General features: G+C 66.6%; 1 protein-coding gene. It reads left to right on the top strand.

All coding sequences use genetic code 11. From position 1 onward, the window contains the following. Positions 1-1,335: DNA translocase FtsK (locus tag VB618_RS19725; RefSeq protein ID WP_329798457.1), on the top strand; the 1,335-nt coding region annotated here is incomplete at both ends.

Below are 1,335 nucleotides of genomic sequence, written 5' to 3'. Positions count from 1 at the left end.
GTCACATTGTATGAGCTTGAGCCTGCGCCTGGGACGAAGTCGTCGCGGGTGATCTCCTTGGCCGACGACATCGCGCGCTCCATGAGCGCGGTCTCGGCCCGTGTGGCGGTGGTGCAGGGCCGCAATGCCATCGGCATCGAGCTGCCCAACCACAAGCGCGAGACCGTGTTCCTGCGTGAGCTTCTGGCAAGTCAGGACTTCGAGACCTCGAAGCAGAAGCTCGCCCTGTGCCTGGGCAAGACCATCGGGGGCGAACCCGTCATCGCGGATCTCGCCCGCATGCCGCACCTGCTGGTGGCCGGCACCACCGGGTCGGGCAAGTCGGTGGCGATCAACACCATGATCCTGTCGCTCGTCTACCGGCTGACGCCTGCCGAGTGCCGCCTGATCATGGTCGATCCGAAGATGCTGGAGCTCTCCGTCTATGACGGCATCCCGCACCTGCTCACGCCGGTGGTCACCGACCCCAAGAAGGCCGTGGTGGCGCTGAAATGGGCCGTGCGCGAGATGGAGGACCGCTATCGCAAGATGTCCAAGCTCGGGGTTCGCAACATCGACGGCTTCAACGCCCGCGTGGTGGAAGCCAAAGCCCGCGGCGAGACCATCACCCGCACGGTGCAGACCGGCTTCGACCGCGAGACCGGCGAGGCGGTGTACGAGGACGAGGTGATGGAGCTCGATGCTCTGCCCTACATCGTGGTGATCGTCGACGAGATGGCCGACCTGATGATGGTGGCCGGCAAGGAGATCGAGGGCGCGATCCAGCGCCTGGCCCAGATGGCGCGGGCTGCCGGCATTCACGTGATCCTGGCGACGCAGCGGCCGTCTGTGGACGTGATCACCGGCACGATCAAGGCGAACTTCCCGACCCGGATCTCGTTCCAGGTCACGTCGAAGATCGACAGCCGCACGATCCTGGGCGAGATGGGCGCCGAGCAGCTCTTAGGCCAGGGCGACATGCTGTACATGGCCGGCGGCGGGCGGATCACCCGGGTGCACGGGCCGTTCTGCTCGGACGAGGAGGTGGAGAAGGTGGTGGCGCATCTCAAGCGCCAGGGCCGGCCGCAGTATCTCGAGGCGGTCACGGCGGACGAGGACGAGGGCGGTGGAGCAGGCGCCGATACGCCGGTGTTCGACCAGGGCGAGTTCGGGGCGCCCAGCGGCGACCTGTACGACCAGGCGGTGGCGGTGGTGCTGCGCGACAAGAAGGCCTCGACGAGCTACATCCAGCGCCGGCTGCAGATCGGCTACAACCGGGCGGCTTCGCTCATGGAGAGGATGGAGCAGGAGGGCATCGTCGGACCCGCAAACCACGCCGGCAAACGCGAAATCCTG

Source organism: Microvirga sp. CF3062 (assembly GCF_036314045.1).
Lineage (GTDB): Bacteria > Pseudomonadota > Alphaproteobacteria > Rhizobiales > Beijerinckiaceae > Microvirga.
Note: the sequence above shows the minus strand (reverse complement) of the source record. Positions and strands in the feature narration are given on the sequence as shown.